The 19,029-nt window shown below is 40.2% G+C and carries 16 protein-coding genes; 10 read left to right on the top strand and 6 right to left on the bottom strand.

Annotation, left to right across the window (positions count from 1 at the left end; all coding sequences use genetic code 11):
* Window positions 1-537, bottom strand: coding sequence for a nitroreductase family protein (locus tag HMPREF0106_RS07805; RefSeq protein ID WP_004300875.1), 537 nt, complete (start codon window positions 535-537; stop codon window positions 1-3).
* Window positions 538-659: 122 nt separating this feature from the next.
* Here HMPREF0106_RS07805 and HMPREF0106_RS0124970 point away from each other — a divergent pair, with 122 nt between their 5' ends.
* On the top strand, window positions 660-884 hold the full coding sequence (locus HMPREF0106_RS0124970) for a hypothetical protein (RefSeq protein ID WP_004300876.1): 225 nt from the start codon (window positions 660-662) through the stop codon (window positions 882-884).
* A gap of 88 nt (window positions 885-972) precedes the next feature.
* On the opposite strand, the gene HMPREF0106_RS07810 is transcribed toward HMPREF0106_RS0124970, so the two are convergent.
* The 3 genes from HMPREF0106_RS07810 to HMPREF0106_RS07820 form a co-directional block, all read right to left on the bottom strand.
* Window positions 973-1,515 carry a beta-class carbonic anhydrase gene (locus HMPREF0106_RS07810; protein ID WP_004300877.1) on the bottom strand — a complete coding sequence of 181 codons (543 nt, stop codon included), beginning with the start codon at window positions 1,513-1,515 and terminating at the stop codon, window positions 973-975.
* Between the two features lie 106 nt (window positions 1,516-1,621).
* On the bottom strand, window positions 1,622-3,646 hold the full coding sequence (locus HMPREF0106_RS07815; RefSeq protein ID WP_004300878.1) for a RagB/SusD family nutrient uptake outer membrane protein: 2,025 nt from the start codon (window positions 3,644-3,646) through the stop codon (window positions 1,622-1,624).
* Window positions 3,647-3,670: 24 nt separating this feature from the next.
* Window positions 3,671-6,910 (bottom strand): SusC/RagA family TonB-linked outer membrane protein, encoded by a 3,240-nt coding sequence (locus HMPREF0106_RS07820; RefSeq protein WP_009040532.1) that lies wholly within the window; start codon window positions 6,908-6,910, stop codon window positions 3,671-3,673.
* Window positions 6,911-7,149: 239 nt separating this feature from the next.
* On the opposite strand from HMPREF0106_RS07820, the gene HMPREF0106_RS07825 reads away from it, so the two are divergent.
* The 6 genes from HMPREF0106_RS07825 to HMPREF0106_RS07850 all read left to right on the top strand — a co-directional run bounded on the left by HMPREF0106_RS07825 (window position 7,150) and on the right by HMPREF0106_RS07850 (window position 12,880).
* Window positions 7,150-8,148: a GNAT family N-acetyltransferase gene (locus HMPREF0106_RS07825; protein ID WP_008774790.1), complete on the top strand. Its 999-nt coding sequence runs from the start codon at window positions 7,150-7,152 to the stop codon at window positions 8,146-8,148.
* Window positions 8,149-8,323: 175 nt separating this feature from the next.
* Window positions 8,324-8,728: a methylmalonyl-CoA epimerase gene (mce, locus tag HMPREF0106_RS07830; RefSeq protein WP_002561104.1), complete on the top strand. Its 405-nt coding sequence runs from the start codon at window positions 8,324-8,326 to the stop codon at window positions 8,726-8,728.
* 28 nt (window positions 8,729-8,756) lie between these two features.
* Window positions 8,757-10,310, top strand: a complete 1,554-nt coding sequence (locus HMPREF0106_RS07835; RefSeq protein ID WP_004300890.1) for an acyl-CoA carboxylase subunit beta — start codon at window positions 8,757-8,759, stop codon at window positions 10,308-10,310.
* Window positions 10,311-10,341: 31 nt separating this feature from the next.
* Window positions 10,342-11,262, top strand: a complete 921-nt coding sequence (locus HMPREF0106_RS07840; RefSeq protein ID WP_032851526.1) for an OadG family transporter subunit — start codon at window positions 10,342-10,344, stop codon at window positions 11,260-11,262.
* A 24-nt stretch (window positions 11,263-11,286) separates the two neighbouring features.
* Window positions 11,287-11,718 (top strand): acetyl-CoA carboxylase biotin carboxyl carrier protein, encoded by a 432-nt coding sequence (locus tag HMPREF0106_RS07845; protein ID WP_004314215.1) that lies wholly within the window; start codon window positions 11,287-11,289, stop codon window positions 11,716-11,718.
* Between the two features lies 1 nt (window position 11,719).
* A complete protein-coding gene (locus HMPREF0106_RS07850; RefSeq protein WP_004300899.1) occupies window positions 11,720-12,880 on the top strand; it encodes a sodium ion-translocating decarboxylase subunit beta in 1,161 nt (386 codons plus the stop codon).
* A gap of 184 nt (window positions 12,881-13,064) precedes the next feature.
* Here HMPREF0106_RS07850 and HMPREF0106_RS07855 read toward each other — a convergent pair whose 3' ends face one another.
* The gene (locus tag HMPREF0106_RS07855; protein WP_009040531.1) at window positions 13,065-14,069 is read right to left on the bottom strand and encodes a class II fructose-bisphosphate aldolase; all 1,005 of its coding nucleotides are present in this window, start codon (window positions 14,067-14,069) and stop codon (window positions 13,065-13,067) included.
* A gap of 444 nt (window positions 14,070-14,513) precedes the next feature.
* Between HMPREF0106_RS07855 and HMPREF0106_RS07860 the strand changes: the two genes are divergently transcribed.
* The gene (locus HMPREF0106_RS07860; protein WP_004300906.1) at window positions 14,514-14,768 is read left to right on the top strand and encodes a type B 50S ribosomal protein L31; all 255 of its coding nucleotides are present in this window, start codon (window positions 14,514-14,516) and stop codon (window positions 14,766-14,768) included.
* A gap of 80 nt (window positions 14,769-14,848) precedes the next feature.
* On the opposite strand, the gene HMPREF0106_RS07865 is transcribed toward HMPREF0106_RS07860, so the two are convergent.
* Window positions 14,849-16,063 carry an ATP-binding protein gene (locus HMPREF0106_RS07865; protein WP_004300908.1) on the bottom strand — a complete coding sequence of 405 codons (1,215 nt, stop codon included), beginning with the start codon at window positions 16,061-16,063 and terminating at the stop codon, window positions 14,849-14,851.
* A 193-nt stretch (window positions 16,064-16,256) separates the two neighbouring features.
* Between HMPREF0106_RS07865 and HMPREF0106_RS07870 the strand changes: the two genes are divergently transcribed.
* Both HMPREF0106_RS07870 and HMPREF0106_RS07875 read left to right on the top strand, forming a co-directional pair.
* Window positions 16,257-16,664 carry a hypothetical protein gene (locus tag HMPREF0106_RS07870; RefSeq protein ID WP_004304410.1) on the top strand — a complete coding sequence of 136 codons (408 nt, stop codon included), beginning with the start codon at window positions 16,257-16,259 and terminating at the stop codon, window positions 16,662-16,664.
* Window positions 16,665-17,395: 731 nt separating this feature from the next.
* Window positions 17,396-17,824 (top strand): hypothetical protein, encoded by a 429-nt coding sequence (locus HMPREF0106_RS07875; RefSeq protein WP_008774791.1) that lies wholly within the window; start codon window positions 17,396-17,398, stop codon window positions 17,822-17,824.
* The last annotated feature ends 1,205 nt before the right edge of the window (window positions 17,825-19,029 follow it).

Genomic DNA, 19,029 nt, shown 5'->3' with positions numbered 1-19,029 from the left:
TTATTTTCCTCCGAACTTGTTAATATGAATTTTCTCCCATTGAAGATGTTCTTCATTGAAAGGTTTACGTTCCATCCCTTTATGTCCGATAGCAATGACAGAAAGAATCTGAAGTTGCAAGGGAATATCCAAAATTCCATGGACAAATTCATCGGAAGGCATTCCGGTGGCAGTGAAACGTTCACGAACCTGCACCCAGCAGCTTCCCAAGCCGAGATCTTCGGCCTGCAACTGTATCATGATGGAAGCAATGGAAGCGTCTTCAATCCAAACATCACTGGCCAACGGATCGGCCATTACCACAATTGCCAAAGCTGCATCGGCAATGAACGAAGAAGCCTGTTCTTTGCAATGAGACAATTCTTTCAATACCTCTTTATCATCAACCACTACAAACTGCCAACTATTACTACGTTTGGAAGAAGGGGACATCAAAGCTGCTTTCATCAACGTAACGACCTGATCTTGTGTCAACTCTTCATCGGTGAACTTCCGCATACTACGACGGTTCTTTATCAATTCACTGAAATTTTCCATATTATTTCCGGTTTCATTTGATTAATGTATGCAAAGATAATGCAAACCGAGCGTAATAGGAAATAAAAGTTTATACTAAATGAAGAATATATTGTATCTTTGCACAGAGAAATAATTTCATTATGAAAAAGCGAATTACACAGGACGATTACGTTAAAGCGAATCGTAAAGCTAGCCGTGAGGCAGAAATTGAGATGTACGGACACCCTATTTGTCACAAACGAGTGCACCAGTCAAAGAAAGTATATAACCGCAGAAAGATAAAGGCAGCCGACAAAAAGCTGCCTTATTTTTTTGTCTTCAAAATAGCGTCACTATCCTCCAGACATAGCGACACTATACAATAGAAATGGCGTCACTATCATGATAGGATAGCGTCACTATATTTAGGGGATTAAAAAAGAAGTTTATCTATTTACCTATCTATCTAATAATCTATACAATCCGAGTTAATTCTCCGGTCGTAGAATCAATAATAAACCCGTAGACTGTCACATCTGAAGGGATCAAAGGATGACGCACAATAAAATCTACCGTTCCTCTCACCGACTTTTCTGTATCTTCGAAACCATCCAGCCACGAATGAAAGTCAACTCCGCAGAAACGCATCATATCAATATAATCCGGATTGATTCCGCGTGCTTTCATTTTTTCGAGCATTACTTCACTGTGCATGTGGCAAGCTCCACAGTCAGAATGAGCAATCACCATTATTTCCTCTACCCCCAACTCAAAAATAGCTACAAGTAAACTACGTATCACGCTACCGAAAGGATGGGAAATAACGCCACCTGCATTTTTTATCATTTTCACATCGCCATTCTTAATTCCTAATGCTGCTGGCAGCAAAGCAGTCAGTCGGGTATCCATACAGGAAAGAATAGCTATTTTCTTATCGGGATATTTATTGGTAATATACGATTCGTATCCCTTGTTCTCAACAAATTGCTTGTTGTAAGCTAAAATTTCTTCTAACATAGTTCCGCTTTTTAAAAGTTCTGTTCGATTACACAAAGATATAGAAAAAAGGGACATATCATCACGACATATCCCCTCTTTAATCTAAATTTAATCTGTAAGAGTACTAATACCCATTGTTTCCATATTCTTCTGCATTATCAATCTGACTCAAGAAGTTAAAAGAAATCGGACGCAAATAATGCTTGTTTTCATCAAAATTTTCAGCTGCACGAGGATTACCAACAGCAAGACGTTGTTTAAAAGAATCTTTGTGACGCTTCATCAATACCCAACGTTGATATTCTCCACATAATTCACGAGCATATTCGTCCATAACATCATTCTGTGTAGCATTACTCAATTTCATAGCATTGTAAGATGCATCATTGCGAGCGGCACGCTTTTTCAGTACATTTAAATATTCAGCAGCTTTTCCGCCATTTCCTAATTGTTGGTTAGCTTCAGCTGCAATCAGATATACTTCAGCCATACGCATAATGAACACATCACCTGTCTTACGTTGCAAATTGCTACTATATGAATCTTCCGACAACCAATTGTATTTGTTGAAACCAGGGTACATATTTTTGTCATTAGTAACTTTTATATCTGTTTTACGATATTGTCCGTTATCAAACAAATCATCAATATTGATTACATAATATCTACGTTTCGCTTTCTCCGCATCCGAAAGTCTTTCCTTTGATAAGTAGAAACAGATTCTATCATCATCTTCAGCTACAGGGTAAGGTATCACATAGGGGTTCTTCACTTCCTGCAATTTGGAAGGATCACCGCTATTTTCACCTTTCGGCCAAACCTTGGCTATCATTTTGGGCGCCCAAGTTCCATCATAATATGTATAATTCAAATCACCATAAGGATAAATATACTCATTATGGAATTTTGCATCCAATCCATAAGTATCGATTATATTTTGAGTAAGAATTGTAAATGAACTAATATTATCATTTACGCCATGTTTTGTTCCAATTTTTGGTTTTGTACCATCATCCAATGTCTGCTTCTTATTAGTAAATAAATAACTACCTCCTGACTGTACGGCAGAAAACTGTACAAAAGCCGTAGTAAAGGTTACTTCCCACCGCTTATCATAATCAGCATCAAAACAATCCAGCAAATATTTGGAAGGTGCCAACGTATTATTATTAGTACGTCCATACCAATAATTTTGATTATCCGGAGTAGGATAAATAGTGAGAGTATTTGGCTTTGGATACATATAAGTAAAGTTGTTATTACATTGTGTTCCAGCATTCCAATTCTCCAAATTCGTAGCATCCGGACCGGCAGCAATAAATAAAGCTTCTTTATTATTTCGATTATTTGCCGGAGCCCAAACATCTTCCACATCATCATACAGACAGTCACCATACGCTAAAATCATGTCCTCTGCCACTTCTTTAGCACGTTGCCAATAAGATACTCCCTCTTCTGTCAGCCCATATTCGCCACCACCTTGAGCATAAACGCGAGCCAAAAGTCCTAACGCGGTTTTCTTAGTCACACGCGCACGATTATTATCATAAGGAGTATCTTCAAGATTATTGGCCGCAAATTTCAAATCATCAATTATCTGCGTATATAGTTCTTCAATAGAGTTACGCTGCGGAGTCAAAATAGGATCTTGAGACGATTCTTCCAATGTTAACGTTACATTTCCATACGTATTCACCAATATGGAATAATAAAACGCACGAAGACAGCGGGCTTCAGCCACTAAAGTCGTTATATCTTTTTCATTGCCATCCGTTAGTAATTCAGCCCTGTTTACTACTGCATTACAATTACCGATCATAGAATAAGCCTGACCGAATAATTTATTTGTAGCATTCGTATTCGTAGCTAAACCATCATAATAAATCACCTGCTTGGCATAATCCGGATTACCGGCAGGAGTAATCCAGCAGTCCGTACCACCTTCAGCCACAGACAAGAAATCATAGACACTGAATAACTGCCCGTAAAGTGATGAATAACAATAAGACTGTAATCCTTTAAGCCCATCGAACGTTGCAAGAATTTCATCTCCTGTTTTTTGGCTTGGATTATACTCATCAAGCGAGCAGGCAGACATTGAAGCCACAGCGAATGTAAGCGCTGCTATTTTATAGATTGTACTTTTCATTTCAATACTTTTTTTAGTGAAAAACTAGAATGTAACATTTACACCAAATACAAATTGTTTGGTCAATGGGTACTTCAGAGAACCATTCATTTCGGGATCATAGTCTTTCAGCAAATGGCTTTTCGCAAATACAAACGGATTTGTAATGGTAGCATAGAAACGACACTTCTCTATACCGGCTGATTTTAAGATAGATTTCGGCAGACTATATCCCAATGTAATGTTCTTAATCTTTATAAACGAACCGTCTACATAGCGTAATGCGTAATATCCCGTATATTGTTCGAGACCTTTATTAGCATTGGCGGCAGGAAAATCATTTGAAGGGTTGTTTTCAGTCCAGTAATTGAAATAGGTCGGGAAGTTACGTATACCCTTCGGGTCATAAGACGTCAACATATCATAAGCAAACATCTGTCCGTAACGTGCATAAACAAACACACTTAAATCAAAATCCTTCCAGGTAAAATTATTCTGGAATCCTAAAGACCAATCCGGAGAGTTGTGACCCAGAATTTGATAATCTGCATCACTTGGAGTATATTTATTATCAGAAGTGTAATAAATAACATTACCATTTTCATCCACAGCAGCACTACCCGTTTCTTCATCTATTTTATAGAATCTACCATCAGATTCTTTTACTAAATTAGGTATATTGATTTTCAAATCACCAGGTGCAGCACCAAATACCGCCGCATCAGTTTCCTCACCTTTTTGCCATACACCATCCAACTTATAATGATAATAAGAGTTAATAGCTTCTCCCAATGCCAATGCATAACCGGTGTCACCATTATTAAGCACATCTGAATCTCCACCGGACAATTTGGTTATTTTCTCTTTATTATGATTGAAAGTTACACTTGAACTCCAAGTAAAGTTCTTTGTTATAATATTACGTGTATTAAGAGCCAACTCAAAACCTTTATTGCTAGTCTCACACATATTTAAATTAGTAGTATAATTCGCTTTAGGTCCGCCATCCGGGGAGAATGCTCCATTAATAACAGGAAGTGCCTTGTTCCATATAACATCTTTTGTTTTTGTATTATAATATTCCATACTGACATCAATGCGATTATTTAAGAATGCAGCGTCAATACCAATATTCGTGTTATACGACTTTTCCCATGTAAGCAAATAGTTCGGAATATTCTGTGAGAATTTATAAATCGGTGTCAGAACACCTCCTAATATCATATTTACAGCAGTAGCATCCAATGATGCAGCAGACGAATACGGATCAATACCCGCTGTACTACCCGTAACACCATATCCGAAGCGAATTTTCAGATTACTCAACCAGTTAGTCGTACTCTCCATAAATTTTTCATCAGAAATTCTCCATCCCAAAGAGAAAGCCGGGAAAGTATCCCATTTATTACCTTCTGCCAGTCTGGAAGAGCCGTCATGGCGGACAGATGCAGCGAATAAATACCTACCCATATATGAATAGTTTAAACGGCCGACATATCCCATCCCCTTAGACATACTATAAGAAGTACTTCCCGAAGTTGAGGAATTACCATCAAGAATATTATGCCATAAGAATTTATTATCAGAAACACCTTTTTGATACAAAGTAGTGACATCACTACGATTGTGATTCCAAGATGTAACTGCAGTAAGAGTTATATCATGCACTTTCTTAATTTGGAAATTGTAAGTAAGTATATTTTCCCACTTATAATTATACGAACGGTTGTCCTTAACTTGCGCCTTAATGCCGTCTGCCGTTTGATTTGCCTTATACCATTGAACAGACCCCTCTCCTGTGAAAGTGTTACTACGTGAATATCCCAAACTAGCACCAGCACGAGTAATAAAAGTCAGCCCTTTAAGAGGAGTGATTTCCAAGTAAGGATTAAAATAGACCTTAAGGTTTTGAGCCTGATTGCGGTACAAACTTTTATCCTCATTTAAAAGATAATTATATACTGTAGATGAAGGATCGGCAACAGGTTGCGGATTGATGCTTCCATCTTCATTATACAAGGATCCAAGAGGATTTGACGCCATCAAAGTCTGTAAATCAGAATCAGCTTTATTTTGATGTACATAAGACAGTTGAGCATCAATGCCCACCTTCATCCACTTTTTAATCTTATGATCTACCCGGATTTTAGATGAATAAAGTTTATAACTATCTTGTGCAAACTGCCCATCCTCATTAGAGAAGTTCAGAGAAAAATATGCCTTTGTCTTTTCCGTTCCACCAGCCACAGAAACAGAATAATTCTGTGTTACACTGGTTTTCAACAAAGCATCCACCCAATCTATATATTGGCCATTTTGATGTGCATTCCATTCAGCATCAGTAGTAAACAGATTTTTATCATCAGCAACCGAACTCCAACGTCCATCGCCAGCACCAACAGATGCATCTCTCAAGGTTTGTATATAACTTTCTCCACTACGCATCTCCGGAGTCCTTGACCAGCCGTTTACGCCTACGTATGCATTAAAATTAACAATTGCTTTGCCTTCCTTACCACCTTTAGTAGTAATTAAAATAACACCGTTCGCACCACTTGAACCATAAATAGCTGTCGAAGAAGCATCTTTTAAAACTTCAATGCTTTCAATATCATTCGGATTCAATGTAGAATAATCCCCCGGCATACCATCAATTATAAATAAAGGATTTCCAGAATCCTTCTGGAATGACCGGTTACCACGCAACTGCATCTTTACTCCCGAACCGGCCTGTCCCGATTCACGCGTAATATCCAATCCTGCCACCTTACCTTGTAAAGCCTGCATCGGATTTGAACTTGGATTCATCACTACATCTTCACTTTTTACAGAAGTGATAGCTCCTGTCAAATCGCGTTTTTTCATCGTACCGTAACCCACAACAACCACTTCATCCAATGCCTGTGTGTCCGAAACCATTTTCACATTGACCGGTCCGTTGCTCGTCACAGTCACCGTTTGTTCTTTGTAACCGATATAAGAAATGACCAGTTCTTTTCTTCCCGCCGGAAGATCGATAGAGAAGTTACCGTTAAAATCGGTAATCGTACCTGTACTTGTTCCTTTCACAACGATAGAAACTCCAATCAGCGGCTCCCCGCTTTCATCGATGATAGTTCCTTTCACAGTTTTCGTTTGTGTGACAACTTGCACCATAGTATTAGAAACTCCATCTTCTGCATAAACAGCGTATGACAGAGGGGCAGCCAATAAAGACAACCCTAAAATCATGGAAGCGCGTCTATGATAATTCTTCCATGCTTCAACAAATGCATTACATCTCATTCGTTCTAATTTAAAGTTAATATTAATTCTCGTTGTTTTGCAAAAACTATTCGATTATAATCTTAATTTAAGACGAACCTAATTTTAATACGTACTCACTTTTCATACCATATTTCTCCTATAAAATACATTTTTTCCATTAAATATGCAAAGATATATTGTACTTTACTTCAGGCAGTTCCAACAAAATCTCTGTTTTGTTGTTGAATAAAGAATAAAAAGTGTAAATTTGTACCTAGATGCCACTTAAACTAACCACATATTATCATGGGAAGGACATTCCTGAATTGCCCGGAAAAAACGCCTTCCATTCCAAAGAGTTATTTCAGATTTATGAAGCGACTCCGGGGTATACTCCTTTATTAATAGTAGCAACAGAAGACGGCAGACCTGTGGCACGCCTGCTTGCTGCCATCCGCAAAGCGAAAAAGTGGCTTCCCTCCTCTTTAGTGAAACATTGCGTAGTATATAGCGAAGGTGAATTTCTAGATGAGTCGCTTTCGACCAACAAAGAAAAGGCAGAAGAAGTCTTTGGCGATATGCTCGAACATCTCACACAAGAAGCATCGCGTAGCTGTGTCCTGATCGAATTCCGGAACCTCAATAATTCGATGTTCGGTTACCGGGTTTTCCGTGCCAATGATTATTTCCCTGTCAACTGGCTGCGGGTACGCAATTCGCTGCACAGTATGAAAAAGACGGAAGACCGGTTCAGCCCGTCACGCATCCGTCAGATAAAAAAAGGACTCAAGAATGGAGCCAAAGTAGAGGAAGCACATACCGTGGAAGAAATACACGATTTCTCACGGATGCTGCACAAGGTTTATTCCTCCCGCATACGCAGATATTTCCCTGCCAACGACTTTTTCCGTCACATGAACGATATGCTAATCAAAGGACAACAGGCAAAAATATTCGTAGTAAAATACAAAGAGAAAATCATTGGCGGTTCCGTCTGTATCTACTCGGGAGATGACGCGTACCTTTGGTTTTCCGGAGGAATGAAAAAGACATACGCACTTCAGTATCCGGGAGTGCTGGCCGTTTGGAAGGCATTGGAAGACGCCCACCAACGGGGATTCCGTCACATGGAATTTATGGATGTAGGACTTCCGTTCCGCAAACACGGTTATCGTGATTTCGTTCTCCGATTCGGAGGAAAGCAAAGCAGTACCCGCCGCTGGTTCCGTGTCAATTGGAATTGGCTGAACAAACTCTTAGTCAAATTTTATGTCTAAATGTAATCTCAAGATTGCAAAACGACTCTTCATGCTCCTTCCCTACCATTTTTTCTGTTTAATAATCCAATAATTAAATGCAGAAATATTTCTTTATTAGGTAAGAAATGTCTTTCTTTGTGCTGTTTTATGCCATATAAGCACATGATTAAAACCAAATAAAAAAAGTATAGTTATGAAGATTTCACACATTGAACATCTGGGCATTGCTGTAAAAAGCATCGAAGAAGCCCTTCCTTACTACGAAAATGTATTAGGTCTGAAGTGTTACAACATTGAAACAGTGGAAGATCAGAAAGTAAGAACTGCTTTTTTAAAAGTAGGCGAAACCAAAATTGAACTGTTGGAGCCGACTTGCCCGGAGAGTACTATTGCCAAATTCATTGAAAACAAAGGTGCAGGTGTTCATCATGTAGCCTTTGCTGTAGAAGATGGCGTAGCCAATGCTTTGGCAGAAGCAGAAAGCAAAGAAATCCGCCTTATCGACAAAGCTCCCCGCAAAGGTGCCGAAGGTTTGAATATTGCTTTCCTTCACCCGAAATCAACTTTGGGCGTGTTGACAGAACTCTGCGAACATTAATCATAAACTCTAAAACCAACAAGAACTCATGAGTAATCAACTTGAAAAAATTAAAGAGCTTATTGAACGCCGTGCCGTAGCACGTATCGGAGGCGGCGAAAAAGCAATTGCGAAGCAACATGAAAAAGGGAAATACACAGCACGCGAGCGTTTGGCTATGCTGCTTGACGAGGGTAGCTTCGAAGAAATGGACATGTTCGTTGAGCACAGATGCACGAACTTCGGAATGGAGAAAAAACATTATCCGGGAGACGGTGTAGTAACCGGCTGCGGTACAATCGAAGGACGTCTGGTATATGTGTTCGCACAGGACTTCACTGTTTCTGCCGGTTCACTGTCAGAAACAATGTCATTGAAGATTTGTAAAATTATGGATCAGGCCATGAAGATGGGTGCTCCTTGTATCGGTATCAACGACTCGGGTGGTGCACGTATCCAGGAAGGTATCAACGCTTTGGCAGGTTATGCAGAAATCTTCCAACGCAACATCCTTGCTTCAGGTGTTATTCCGCAGATTTCCGGTATCTTCGGTCCTTGTGCCGGTGGTGCTGTTTATTCTCCGGCTCTGACCGACTTCACACTGATGATGGAAGGCACTTCTTATATGTTCCTCACCGGACCGAAAGTGGTGAAGACCGTTACAGGTGAAGACGTTAGCCAGGAAAACCTCGGTGGCGCAAGCGTTCACTCCACTAAATCGGGTGTGACTCATTTCACCGCCCAAACAGAAGAAGAAGGTTTCGAACTGATTCGCAAACTGTTGAGCTATATTCCTCAAAACAACCTTGAAGAAGCTCCTTATGTAGATTGCACAGACCCAATCGACCGTCTGGAAGATTCTTTGAACGATATTATCCCCGACAGCCCTACTAAACCGTATGACATGTACGAAGTGATCGGCGCTATTGTGGACAACGGTGAATTCCTTGAAATCCAGAAAGATTATGCAAAGAATATCATCATCGGTTTCGCCCGCTTCAACGGACAATCGGTAGGTATCGTTGCTAATCAGCCTAAGTATCTGGCTGGTGTGCTCGACAGCAATGCATCTCGTAAAGGTGCACGTTTCGTTCGTTTCTGCGATGCATTCAATATTCCTATCGTATCGTTGGTAGACGTACCGGGATTCCTTCCGGGAACAGGTCAGGAATACAATGGCGTTATCCTTCATGGTGCTAAACTGTTGTATGCTTACGGTGAAGCTACTGTGCCTAAGGTTACTATTACATTACGTAAATCTTACGGTGGTTCTCACATCGTGATGAGTTGTAAGCAACTTCGCGGTGACATGAACTACGCATGGCCTACTGCCGAAATCGCAGTAATGGGTGGTGCAGGAGCAGTAGAAGTATTGTACGCACGCGAAGCCAAAGATCAGGAAAACCCTGCTCAATTCCTTGCAGAGAAAGAAGCAGAATACACGAAACTGTTCGCCAATCCTTACAATGCAGCTAAATATGGCTACATCGACGATGTGATTGAACCACGCAACACACGTTTCCGTGTTATCCGTGCTTTGCAGCAGTTGCAGACTAAGAAATTGAGTAATCCGGCTAAGAAGCATGGTAATATTCCGTTGTAATCCTACTTTTCACATTAAAACAAGAACGATTATGAACAAAACCAAAATCGGAATATTCCTTTCTTTGCTGTTGCTGATTGGTCTGACTTCTTGTGGAGAGCAAAAGTCGAACAATAAGCTGGTGCTAAACGAAATCCTGATAGACAATCAGAGTAATTTTCAGGACGATTACGGATTGCACAGCGCATGGATTGAAATATTCAATAAATCATTCGGTAGCGCCGACCTGGCAGCTTGCTTGCTGAAAGTAAGCAGCCAACCGGGCGATACAGTTACTTATTTTATCCCGAAAGGTGATATACTTACCTTAGTGAAACCACGCCAACATGCACTATTCTGGGCAGATGGCGAACCTAACCGTGGTACTTTCCATACCAGCTTCAAGCTGAATCCGGAAACAGCTAACTGGGTTGGTCTGTTCGACTCCGGCAAGAAGTTGCTCGACCAGATTGTAGTGCCCGCAGGCACTCTCGGTCCCAATCAATCATACGCTCGTGTAAGCGACGGGGCAGCTGAATGGGAAGTAAAAAGTGGAAGCGGTGACAAATACGTGACTCCGAGCACCAACAACAAGACTCTTGACAGCAATTCCAAGATGGAAAAGTTTGAAGAACACGATGCTGATGGCGTTGGAATGTCCATTTCTGCCATGAGCGTAGTATTCTGCGGATTGATTCTTCTCTTTATTGCTTTTAAGATTGTAGGAAAAGTAGCTGTTAATTTGAGCAAGCGTAACGCTATGAAATCTAAAGGCATTGACAAGCATGAAGCTAAGGAACTGTCACAGGCTCCGGGCGAAGTATACGCTGCTATTTCTATGGCATTACACGAAATGCAGGATGAGGTGCACGACGTAGAAGAAACGGTACTGACCATCACCCGCGTAAAACGCAGCTACTCACCATGGAGTTCGAAGATTTACACTTTGCGTGAAACTCCTCCCAGAAAGTAAGTCACCTTTTAAAAAGTAAAAACGATGAAAGAATATAAATATAAAATCAACGGTAACTCATATAAAGTAACCATCGGAGATATTGAAGACAACATCGCTCATGTAGAAGTGAACGGTACACACTATAAAGTAGAAATGGAGAAACAGCCGAAGCCTGTTGCGAAACCCGTGACAGTACGCCCGATGCCTAATGCTCCTACTGCTCCTACTCAAGTAGTGAAACCGACTGCTCCGTCTACCGGAAAATCAGGAGTAAAATCTCCGCTGCCGGGTGTGATCCTCGACATCAAAGTGAATGTAGGCGATACTGTAAAGAAAGGACAGACCATTATCATATTGGAAGCCATGAAGATGGAAAACAATATCAATGCGGATAAGGACGGTAAGATTACTGCCATCAACGTCAACAAGGGAGACTCTGTTCTTGAAGGTAATGACCTCGTAATTATTGAATAATATGGGAGACTTTATAAACTTTTTAGGAAATAACCTGGCCGACTTCTGGACATACACAGGCTTTGCCAATGCTACGGTAGGGCATGTAGTCATGATTCTCGTTGGCTTGGTATTCATCTATTTGGCAATAGCCAAAGAGTTCGAACCGATGCTGCTGATTCCTATCGGTTTCGGTATATTGATCGGTAATATACCTTTTAATATGGATGCCGGGCTGAAAGTCGGTATTTATGAAGAAGGTTCTGTATTGAATATATTGTATCAGGGAGTGACCTCCGGCTGGTATCCGCCACTCATCTTTTTGGGTATCGGTGCCATGACGGACTTCTCGGCACTTATCTCTAATCCAAAATTGATGCTGATTGGTGCAGCTGCACAGTTCGGTATCTTCGGTGCATATATGATCGCATTGGAAATGGGTTTCGACCCAATGCAAGCCGGTGCTATCGGTATCATTGGTGGAGCAGACGGCCCGACGGCCATCTTCCTTTCTTCCAAGCTAGCACCTAACCTGATGGGAGCCATTGCGGTGTCCGCCTACTCCTATATGGCGTTGGTTCCGGTGATACAGCCGCCTATCATGCGTCTGCTCACCACCAAGAACGAACGTGTCATCCGCATGAAACCGCCGCGTGCCGTTTCTCACACGGAGAAGGTGATTTTCCCGATCATCGGTTTGTTGCTGACTTGTTTCCTGGTTCCTTCCGGTCTGCCTTTGCTGGGTATGCTGTTCTTCGGTAACCTGTTGAAAGAAAGTGGTGTAACCCGCCGTTTGGCTAATACTGCCAGTGGTCCGTTGATTGATACAATCACTATCCTGTTGGGTCTGACAGTAGGTGCTTCTACGCAAGCTTCCGAATTCCTGACGCTCGACTCTATCAAGATCTTTGCTCTCGGTGCATTGTCATTTGTTATTGCAACTGCCTCCGGTGTCATCTTCGTTAAGATCTTCAATATCTTCCTGAAGAAGGGTAATAAGATCAATCCGTTGATCGGTAATGCAGGTGTTTCTGCTGTTCCCGACTCTGCACGTATCTCACAAGTGATTGGTTTGGAATATGATTCGACCAACTATTTGCTGATGCACGCTATGGGTCCGAACGTTGCCGGAGTGATCGGTTCAGCTGTTGCTGCCGGTATTCTGCTTGGATTCTTGATGTAAGAAACATTATATAATAGATAAGAACACCCGTGTTACATTCAGTTGTGACACGGGTGTTCTTTATTACAGCCATAGTGTTATCTTCTCTCCGTTCTGAAACGATTAAACGTCATAAAAAAGGCTGCTACCAGTGTTCAAACCGGAGCAGCCTCTTTCTTTTATTTATGGAATAATCCGGAGATTATTACTGTGCCAATTTGTTGTCAGAACCGAGCACGTTGATGATTTTGTGCTTGTACAGTTTTTCCATGTTGTCACGAGCCGGGCCAAGATACTTACGTGGGTCGAATTCAGCCGGTTTTTCAGCGAAAGTCTTACGGATAGCAGCAGTCATAGCCAGACGTGAGTCAGAGTCGATGTTGATTTTGCAAACAGCAGACTTAGCAGCTTTACGCAATTCTTCTTCCGGAATGCCGATAGCAGCTTTCAGTGCACCACCATATTTGTTGATAGTTTCCACTTCTTCTTCCGGAACTGAAGATGATCCGTGAAGAACGATAGGGAATCCCGGAAGTTTTTCCATTACAGCGTCCAATACTTCGAAAGCCAATGGAGGAGGAACCATACGGCCAGTCTTCGGGTCGATGTGGCATTGTTCCGGAGTAAACTTGTAAGCACCGTGAGAAGTACCGATTGAGATAGCCAAAGAGTCGCAACCAGTGCGAGTAGCGAAGTCGATTACTTCTTCAGGGTCAGTATATGTGTGATGGTCGGAAGAAACTTCATCTTCTACACCAGCCAATACGCCAAGTTCACCTTCTACAGTTACGTCAAACTGGTGAGCGTATTCAACAACTTTCTTAGTCAATGCTACGTTTTCTTCGTAAGGAAGGTGAGAACCATCGATCATTACTGAAGAGAAACCTGAATCGATACAAGATTTGCAAGTTTCGAATGTATCTCCGTGGTCAAGGTGAAGAACGATTTCCGGATGTGCGCAGCCTAATTCTTTAGCATATTCTACAGCACCCTGTGCCATGTAACGCAACAAAGTAGCGTTAGCATACTGACGAGCACCTTTAGAAACCTGAAGAATCACAGGAGATTTAGTTTCAACAGCAGCCTTGATGATAGCCTGCATTTGTTCCATATTGTTGAAGTTGAATGCTGGGATAGCATATCCACCTTTGATAGCCTTAGCAAACATTTCTCTTGTGTTTACCAATCCTAAATCTTTGTAATTTACCATTTTGTTTAAAGTTTATTGTTAGTGAATAAAAATTCTACGCAAAAGTAAGCATTATCCATCGAATAACGAACATCGGAAAGAAAAATATAGTAGAAAAAGGTTTAAATCAGACTGCAAAATTTAGCAGGAATACGAGTGTGACATTAGATTGTAATGTCCACCTTGCAAACTTTGGGATTTATGATTTCTGAATTCTGATTGATGCCTTCGGATTTATATCTCCTTATTTATACCTTATTTATACCTCATTTATACCTCATTTTTCATTCATTTAATCACCAAAATCTGCATAGCAAATCAGAAATCATAAATTAGAAATCAGAAATTTTAGAAAACCTTTTTCTATTTCACAGAAAAGCATTATCTTTGCGCTCTGAAAATGACCATTACACTATTTCTTACCAAAATAGTAACAGAATATAAATTAAAAAAACAGATACTGAAATGAAAAAAGGCCTTCATCCAGAATCATACCGTCCGGTAGTATTTAAAGATATGTCAAATGGTGACATGTTTTTGTCTAGATCAACTGTAGCAACTAAAGAAACCATCGAATTCGAAGGTGAAACTTATCCGTTGCTGAAGATTGAAATCTCAAACACTTCTCACCCGTTCTATACAGGTAAATCTACATTGGTAGATACTGCAGGTCGTGTTGATAAGTTCATGAGCCGTTACGGTGACCGTAAGAAGAAATAATTCGATCTTTCGTGAAAGATGAAAAAAGAGGAGATTCTCGCAGAGAATTTCCTCTTTTTCGTTTTCTATATTCCTTAACGTCAAGCATCATCCAACAAGAAATCGGCTATATGACGATGCCTGACACCCTCCACATTATCCTGCCACAAGCTGTCCATGCTAACTACATATTTAGGATAATGGTCGTTAATGGCGAGCAAAGGAGCAAACTCCCTCTCAACAGTGGCCTGTGAAGCTAACTGATACGTTACTTGCACATAAATCTTTTCTTCCCGACGGATGGCTACAAAATCCACTTCTTTATCATCCTGTTTGCCTACATACACTTCATAACCCCTTCTTTTCAACTCCAGACAGACCAGATTCTCCAACATACCTGCAATCAACCGGTCACGATAGCCCATCACGGAATAAATCAAAGAAAGGTCGCTTACAAAATACTTTTCATTCGTCTGCAGAATTTCCTTTCCTTTAATATCATACCGGGGAATACGTTGAATGATAAAAGCACTTTCCAATGCATTCAGATAATTATAGATGGTATTCATATCCACCTTCCGTTGCTGACTTTTGAAGTAATCAGCTATATTTTTAGCGTTCAGCTTATTGCCTATATTATCGAAAACAAACTTCACTACCCGTTCGAGCAATTCCACATTCCGGATATTGTGACGCTGCACCGTGTCACGAAGAATGACAGAAGAATAGATGTCGTAGACAATTTTATAGATAGCCTCATATCCATAATCGGCAGTATGTATGGCCGGAAATCCTCCCATACGGAGATATTTCTGAAATTCCTCCTTCCGGTTGAGCGTCGGATCATTGGCCTGCAAGTCATGGAAAGTCAGATATTCTCTAAAAGACAAGGTCATGACATGGAAAGCGACATACCGTCCCGTTAAATAAGTTGCCAGTTCGGACGATAACATACGTGAGTTGGAGCCGGTCACATAAATATCCGTATCCAAATCTACCAGAAGTGAGTTGACCACTTTTTCCCAACCGTCCACTTCCTGAATTTCATCCAAGAGAATATAATATTTACCCGCATCTCCCGCCTGTCCCCGAATATAAGCATACAAAGCCTTCGCCTCTTTCAGATCTATCCACTGAAAACTTTCAAAATTCAGATAGATGATACGTTCTTCACGAACTCCTCTCCTCAACAGTTCGTCACGAATCAGACGCAGCACTACCGACTTTCCACTGCGACGAATACCCGTTATCACTTTTACAAACGGCTTATCTATAAAAGGAACAATTTGTTCCATATACTGTTCACGATTAATCATATTCAAAAGTTTTTAGGGTTATAAGCACAAAGATATACTATTTTCGGAAAGTTTTTAGGGTTATAACCCTAAATAAATCCATAAATTCAGATTCTTTTAGGGTTATAAGCCGAAAAATAAATAAAAGAAATATGACTAAATCCGATTTATTACCAAATAAAGAAAGTACCTTTACCCGACTAATTAATAAAAAATGGAAATAACCGATTTAAAACAAATGACAAAGGAAGAAGTTTTCAATTTCATCAGACAACGCCTTTCTTTCAGTAAAGAGCTGCAAGAACAATTCAGGCATGTGAATAAAGACGATCTCGCAAAAGAACATCGCAGATTCGAAATGTCCGGAAATGAATCAAAGACAGGCCAATGCACGATTTTCAACACAGCGATTCTGAACGAGTTTGCCGATCTTGGCATCTATGATTATACTTCTTATCTTTTTCTCGACTTCCACAATGGCACTCCAACCGTTTATCTCAAATACTTCTCCGAAAATGAAAATTTGGAATATACATTTACCGGATATACCACAACGGAAATCATCTTTGCAATTCTTGAACTGACTATCTTCTCCGGAAAGCCCAAAAGAAATCGCAGCTAAAAAAAGAATTGCACGGAAAGACAATACGAGGTCAAAAGACTTTTATGGCTTTCATTTAGGCACGGATTACACGGGTTTCACGGTTCCATTAGACTAAAACCGCGAAATCCGTGTAATCCGTACCTAAATAATATCAATCTAATAGATGGTTTTACTTTTGGCTCCCTCCTTTTTATCATCACATTATATTTGCCACCCGTATAGCATATTTACCATCTTTATACCATACTCTCTATTCTCATACCATATTTCCTGCATTTATTTCCTCTTTTCCATCCTATTCCGAAAAAAACATATATCTTTGTCACACGCTTTCTGCCCATCAGCGTGATGAAACAGGCAAAAGCGTTTTTTATTCCTTAATGGAGTAAATAACGTATTGTTTCCCAAATCGAAACTTAGCAAATTTCATGCACCGGGAAATGATACAACAGATACTCCACGTAGATGATCGTATATCAACATATCGATTAGAGATTTGTTATATATAAACGTTTGGCGTGGGTGTCTGTTGTTTATCATTATCTGGTGCACGGTATGCTAAGACCTCGATTTAGATAATGGTACAACAGCACTCACGCTTTTATTGTATCCGGTCGGTTTCAACAATCCTTATACCCCAACCAATTCCCCACCCGACCGAAATCATAAAAATCGTGGGTGTTCGTTGCACCTCTCCGGACAATACGTTATTTACTCCTTTTTTTATAACACATTAAAACAAAAGCAATATGCCAAAATGGATTAGTGTAGAAAAAGCAGTGATTAAGTATCACATCGAAAAAGAAGCGATCCTGCTTTGGGTGGAAATGGGACAATTCCCTATGTTATACATAGACAATGTTCCGAACGTTGACGAAGAATGTATTCTGGAACTCTTTCGCCGAAGTAAAGCCGGCATTACAGCAGAATATATTGATACGCTGGAACAACTGTGCATAGATAAAACAATGGTCTGCGAGAAATACGCCCACATTATTCAATTGAAAGAAAAGGAAATTCAGCTGCAGAAGGAAATAAATACGTTGATAAACGAAATACAGGCAGCAATGAAGAGACAAAATGAACGGATCCGGGATTTGAAAAAAGCGATTGGAGAGAATAATAATGTTATACGTAGCGACAGTTGGATAAAAAGGCTGCGCAAAAAGTTCCAATAGTGAATAATTATCAGCGTACCAATTACCATGTGGGACACAACGTAAACAATTAGCACATTGACACATTATTGCACGGTTTTTACCACAGAGGACACGGAGGGCACAGAGGTGAATTTGTTTTATGACTTACGGTTGTAAGCACAATTTTGATGCGTAATCCTCCTACCATAAAGTTGAAAAAACATGAAAACATCTGCCACCTGCAACCAAACGCGTGTAATGCACTAGTTGATAAATAGTTGGAGCGTTGCAGATACTGTTGCAGATAGGTTGCAGATAAAGTATCTGCAACACAGTATAAACCTTACATAAGCTAATTCTCCAGGAGGGCAAAAGTTTATTGTATACATTAACTTCCCGTTTCCAGGCGGGGAACTGTCGTTTCCTGCATTAGAAATTACAATTTCCACGGCAGGAAACGAGAGTTTCTAAGGCGGGACACTACAGTTTCCACGTAAGGATACTGTCGTTTCCCCGTAGAGACACCACCATTTATCCATAGAGTCACCCCATTTATCCCATAGCTTTGCACAAAGGAATCAAGGCTTTTTCTTTGATTATATAACGCGTTGCAGATACTTTATCTGCAACCTATCTGCCACAGGTATCTGCAACGTTACAATTATCTATTAACTAGTGTATTACACGCGTTTCGTTGCAGGTGGCAGATGTTTTTATGTTTTTCAACTTTATAGTAGGAAAAACTTTCATTCATTTTTGCACTGAAATGAGCAAAATAGTGCGATTTTAGTTTATTTCTGCACACTTCTTTGCTAAATGGGAATTTATATTTCACCACAGAGGACACGGAGGTTTACTATTTTTATTCCCTATAGAGTAATACAGAGTAATCGTATTTATCGCTCTGTTTTGCTTACGGAAAGAGAGAGAAGAACTCTGTGTCCTCCTTTAGATTTGCACTGTGAAAAATAAAGGTTGAAATATTACCTTTGTGGTTAAAACAAGTTAACCAAGGAAAGTAGGTGACCCATTGTGTCCTCTAGGCAGAAGCCCTATCCACGGAATTAGTCCTTCTTTCCTTATCAGTTGAACAGATCCAATTAGAATTTTAGGTCGTTGGCCTATTAAAGGATATAGTTTGTTCAACCTATGGTTAACCCTTTAATAGTGCAAAAATATGGAAAAGAAATGGTTTATTGGCATTGACATCTCAAAAAAAAACTTTGGNNGTTGTTATTTACGTT

Origin of the sequence: Bacteroides sp. D22 (assembly GCF_000163675.1) — a bacterium.
GTDB classification, from domain to species: Bacteria; Bacteroidota; Bacteroidia; order Bacteroidales; family Bacteroidaceae; genus Bacteroides; species Bacteroides xylanisolvens.
The sequence above is the reverse complement of the archived record's forward strand: the minus strand, read 5'-3'. Positions and strand labels throughout refer to the sequence as shown.

Coding starts and splice junctions, on each gene's coding strand:
- HMPREF0106_RS07865 (WP_004300908.1), bottom strand. CDS start 16,063: ATGATTAATCGTGAACAGTATATGGAACAAATTGTTCCTTTTATAGAT.
- HMPREF0106_RS07835 (WP_004300890.1), top strand. CDS start 8,757: ATGAGTAATCAACTTGAAAAAATTAAAGAGCTTATTGAACGCCGTGCC.
- HMPREF0106_RS07815 (WP_004300878.1), bottom strand. CDS start 3,646: ATGAAAAGTACAATCTATAAAATAGCAGCGCTTACATTCGCTGTGGCT.
- HMPREF0106_RS07840 (WP_032851526.1), top strand. CDS start 10,342: ATGAACAAAACCAAAATCGGAATATTCCTTTCTTTGCTGTTGCTGATT.
- HMPREF0106_RS07870 (WP_004304410.1), top strand. CDS start 16,257: ATGGAAATAACCGATTTAAAACAAATGACAAAGGAAGAAGTTTTCAAT.
- HMPREF0106_RS07810 (WP_004300877.1), bottom strand. CDS start 1,515: ATGTTAGAAGAAATTTTAGCTTACAACAAGCAATTTGTTGAGAACAAG.
- HMPREF0106_RS07805 (WP_004300875.1), bottom strand. CDS start 537: ATGGAAAATTTCAGTGAATTGATAAAGAACCGTCGTAGTATGCGGAAG.
- HMPREF0106_RS07860 (WP_004300906.1), top strand. CDS start 14,514: ATGAAAAAAGGCCTTCATCCAGAATCATACCGTCCGGTAGTATTTAAA.
- HMPREF0106_RS07845 (WP_004314215.1), top strand. CDS start 11,287: ATGAAAGAATATAAATATAAAATCAACGGTAACTCATATAAAGTAACC.
- HMPREF0106_RS07850 (WP_004300899.1), top strand. CDS start 11,720: ATGGGAGACTTTATAAACTTTTTAGGAAATAACCTGGCCGACTTCTGG.
- mce (WP_002561104.1), top strand. CDS start 8,324: ATGAAGATTTCACACATTGAACATCTGGGCATTGCTGTAAAAAGCATC.
- HMPREF0106_RS07820 (WP_009040532.1), bottom strand. CDS start 6,910: ATGAGATGTAATGCATTTGTTGAAGCATGGAAGAATTATCATAGACGC.
- HMPREF0106_RS07825 (WP_008774790.1), top strand. CDS start 7,150: ATGCCACTTAAACTAACCACATATTATCATGGGAAGGACATTCCTGAA.
- HMPREF0106_RS07855 (WP_009040531.1), bottom strand. CDS start 14,069: ATGGTAAATTACAAAGATTTAGGATTGGTAAACACAAGAGAAATGTTT.
- HMPREF0106_RS0124970 (WP_004300876.1), top strand. CDS start 660: ATGAAAAAGCGAATTACACAGGACGATTACGTTAAAGCGAATCGTAAA.
- HMPREF0106_RS07875 (WP_008774791.1), top strand. CDS start 17,396: ATGCCAAAATGGATTAGTGTAGAAAAAGCAGTGATTAAGTATCACATC.